The organism is Aquiflexum sp. (assembly GCF_041749095.1).
In the GTDB taxonomy this organism is placed as follows: domain Bacteria; phylum Bacteroidota; class Bacteroidia; order Cytophagales; family Cyclobacteriaceae; genus Aquiflexum.
The window spans coordinates 1-3253 of the sequence record NZ_JBGTCA010000280.1 but is presented as its reverse complement, the minus strand read 5'-3'; the positions used below and the strand labels follow the sequence as shown (position 1 = coordinate 3253).

The 3253-nt window shown below is 38.1% G+C and carries 3 protein-coding genes and 1 pseudogene; 2 read left to right on the top strand and 2 right to left on the bottom strand.

The annotated features are described in order from the left end of the window. Together ACEW8O_RS13110 and ACEW8O_RS13105 are read right to left on the bottom strand one after the other, a co-directional pair. Positions 1-336: ATP/GTP-binding protein (locus tag ACEW8O_RS13110; protein WP_373495076.1), on the bottom strand; the 336-nt coding region annotated here is incomplete at its 3' end. A 145-nt stretch (positions 337-481) separates the two neighbouring features. Then, positions 482-1537, bottom strand: coding sequence for a helix-turn-helix domain-containing protein (locus tag ACEW8O_RS13105; protein WP_373495075.1), 1056 nt, complete (start codon positions 1535-1537; stop codon positions 482-484). Between the two features lie 201 nt (positions 1538-1738). Here ACEW8O_RS13105 and ACEW8O_RS13100 point away from each other — a divergent pair, with 201 nt between their 5' ends. Both ACEW8O_RS13100 and ACEW8O_RS13095 read left to right on the top strand, forming a co-directional pair. Beyond that, the gene (locus ACEW8O_RS13100) at positions 1739-2707 is read left to right on the top strand and encodes an AAA family ATPase (RefSeq protein ID WP_373495074.1); all 969 of its coding nucleotides are present in this window, start codon (positions 1739-1741) and stop codon (positions 2705-2707) included. A 9-nt stretch (positions 2708-2716) separates the two neighbouring features. Continuing rightward, positions 2717-3253, top strand: a pseudogene (locus ACEW8O_RS13095) (hypothetical protein); the annotation flags it as partial.

Genomic DNA, 3253 nt, shown 5'->3' with positions numbered 1-3253 from the left:
TCCGTCTAATCTAAAAATAATTTGAAAAAAGCTCGGAAGATTTGCTGATTCAGTAGAAAGTTGAAATGATTCGACCATTTCCAAAATTCTTTCATCTTTTACAGACTCCTTGATAATTCGGATAAAAGTAACTAAAGCCTTGATTACATTACTTTTTCCACTAGCATTGGCTCCATAGATGGCTTTGGTTTTCAGCAGATTTATGTCTTCACTTACCGGAAGTACATTCACGCGGTCAAGTTGACTGTTCTTGGACTTGATCTTTGCCGCCGTCATATTCAAGGTCTGCATGTCCTTGAAAGACCAAAAGTTTCCGAAGTTGAATTCCTCAATCATATTGATAAATTATTATTTGTGTATTTTTCACGAATTTACAAATAAGGATTCAACATTTACCACTTTTTCCCATTTTTATCTAAATGGCCCAATAAAAAACATAGAATATCCCAACCTGAGGTTATTGGGAAAGAAGCCCAATCCATCAGATCACCAGATTTTCCTTCCTAAACTCAGCCAATTTTTGATTCTTGAGTGAAGCTGCTTTGCTGATACTGATAAACTCTTCTGCCAATGCCCTGAACAAGAGTTGAGAAAAACGGTTCGAATGCTCTACTCCTTCATACGCTACCGGTTCACTGGATCTGTAACCTAACTGTGTAAAAACAATGTAAAACTGTTTGAGGTAATTTTCAGATATCAATCCTAAATCTTTTGCCCTATACACCAATGCCTGCATCGAAATCCCATACTGTTGCTTCATGGCGGCAAGTTCTTGAAAAGACAATTTAGACCTATTCCCACCCAATTCTTTTTTCATGGTTGCAGCAGGGATTAACATGGCTGCCGCAAAAGCATGACAATATTTTTCCTTTTGCTTTTCTTCAAGCCCATTCACATCTAAAAGGAGATGCGCTAATTCATGTAGCGCAGTAAAGCGCTTTCTATCCAATTTGTTTTCAAACTTGGATCTGTTCAAAACAATCAAAGGGATATCCTTGCCATTCACCCAAGTAGAAAAGCCGTCAAATGACTCGGTAGAATCAATTTCCAAAACCTTTACATGATGATCTTCGAACAACTCTATCACATTGGAAATAGCATCTCTACCTAATCCCCAAGCATCTCTTAACTTTTCTGCGGCTAATTCAATATTGGCCTGCGAATTGATTGCCATTCCCTCAAGAGGATTATCAAACTTGGTTTCAATCCCCAATATTTCCTCCAACTCAATGTAGCGGCTAAGTTCATTTTTGGCGATTTCCACGATCCTGTTTTTTTCTTTAGTGGGATAATTTTTCAGTTTGCGGAATTCGATCTCTCCAAATTCCACTTCAGTATTGGCATGGAAATAATCAGGTCTGACCTGCAAGGCATCTGCCAATAAGCCAATCATTTCCGAATCAGGGATGACCTGCCCCTGTTCATATTTACTTAAGGCTTGTTTGGTAACAAAGTTATTGATCCGGTCTGCCAGACCTTGCAGGGATAAGCCATTCATCAAGCGGGCTGATTTGAGGCGTTGGGCTAGATATTTCATTGAATATCGTTTTAAGATTCTTTCTAAATGTAAACACTAAGTTAGAATAATAGGTTGACATTTTTAAAAAAATATACATATGTTGTCAACCAAATAAATGCTGATTTTAAAAAGATTGTCGAAAATTTCATGGCTTGTTGATACATATTGTATTACTTTACGTTTGATTTTTGAGCCAAAAACTTTTACAAAAAACCAAAAATGGCAGCGGCAGAACAAATTAAGACTTTAATCAAATCTTTTGGAGAGGGGGATGAATCCCGCTTTTTTGCTACTGCTATGCAAATTGCTGCCAGTGAAGCCAGGAAAGGTCATGTTACACTTGCTGAAGAGTTAAAAAAACTCATAGACAAAAGCAAATCTTCCAAATCTGTAGTAAGAAGACTCCCTGTAAATGCCGCTCAAAAAGAGCTAAACGACTTGTTGGAGCTAGTGAGTCCTGAGATCAAACTCAAGGAAATGGTGCTTTCAGGAGAAATCAAAGAAGCTTTGGAAAAGGTCATTCACGAACAAAGGCATCTGGATAAACTATTAAGCCATAACCTTCAACCCAGACGTAAGCTTTTGTTGGTAGGTCCTCCGGGATCAGGCAAAACCATGACAGCGCATGCATTGGCTGGTGAGTTGGGGCTGCCTCTATTTGTAATCCGCTTGGATGGCTTGATTAGTAGGTACCTTGGAGAATCAATCGCCAAACTAAGATTGATCTTTGATGCCATGGTGGATTTCAGGGCAGTATATCTCTTTGATGAATTTGATAGCATAGGTAGTACAAGAACCCAAGGACAGGATGTGGGAGAAATCAAAAGGGTTTTGAACAGCTTTTTGCTACAGATCGAAAAAGACAGATCCAATAGTCTGATAATTGCAGCAACTAACTTACCGGAAAGCCTGGATACAGCCTTGTTCAGAAGGTTTGATGATATCATCAAATATGGCAACCCTACTGTTGATCAAATCCAAAAAATTTATGCATCCAGAATGTCGGAGATTGATTTGGACAATAAATTAAACCTGGAAGAGCTTTCCAAAAAGTCAATAGGATTGAGCTATGCTGAAGTGTATAAAATCAGTGAAGATATCTGGAAGGATTACCTGCTTCACGGGAGGGATCATGTGACCGAAGGCAAAGTAAATCAATATATTATGGCAAGAAAGGAAACCTACTAACAACTAAATATGAATGGATTTTTTAAGCATATTTTTTTAGAGAATAAGGCGAAATCAATTAGTTATACTCCCCTTGGTAATCCAATTACTCTTACAAAGAAGATACCTGACCAAACCAAACATGGGAATAAGCTGAAGAATGAATTTGAAGAAGCTTTTCTAGATTTTTGGCAGGGTGAACCCGGTGATTTTGTGTATGTGGATCTTGAAACTTTTCCCGGGTTTGATTTGGACGTAGCGAAATTCGAAGGGAAGGCAGGTGATATCCGAATTGCTTCTTTAAAACAAGAAAAAGAGGAAGATGGTCAGGGAAAAACTATCAGTTCAATTTTTCTTTCTAAAAAAGGAGTTAAAACTTTTCTCGAAAAAATCAATGATTACTCTCAAGTAGAAAGAAATTTTGATTCTGGAAACCCAAGAAACGCAAGCCTTTTATCCAACCTTGAATCTATTCATCAAGCCACTTTAAAGTCATTCTGGCAAGAGCCTGAAATTCCTTTCCCTCAAATGGCCGATGTGGTTTGGTGGGAAGTTTGGCTGGACATT

What these genes read in the sequence shown, in the direction of transcription:
- ACEW8O_RS13105 (WP_373495075.1), bottom strand. Translation starts at nt 1,537, where the DNA reads ATGAAATATCTAGCCCAACGCCTCAAATCAGCCCGCTTGATGAATGGC.
- ACEW8O_RS13100 (WP_373495074.1), top strand. Translation starts at nt 1,739, where the DNA reads ATGGCAGCGGCAGAACAAATTAAGACTTTAATCAAATCTTTTGGAGAG.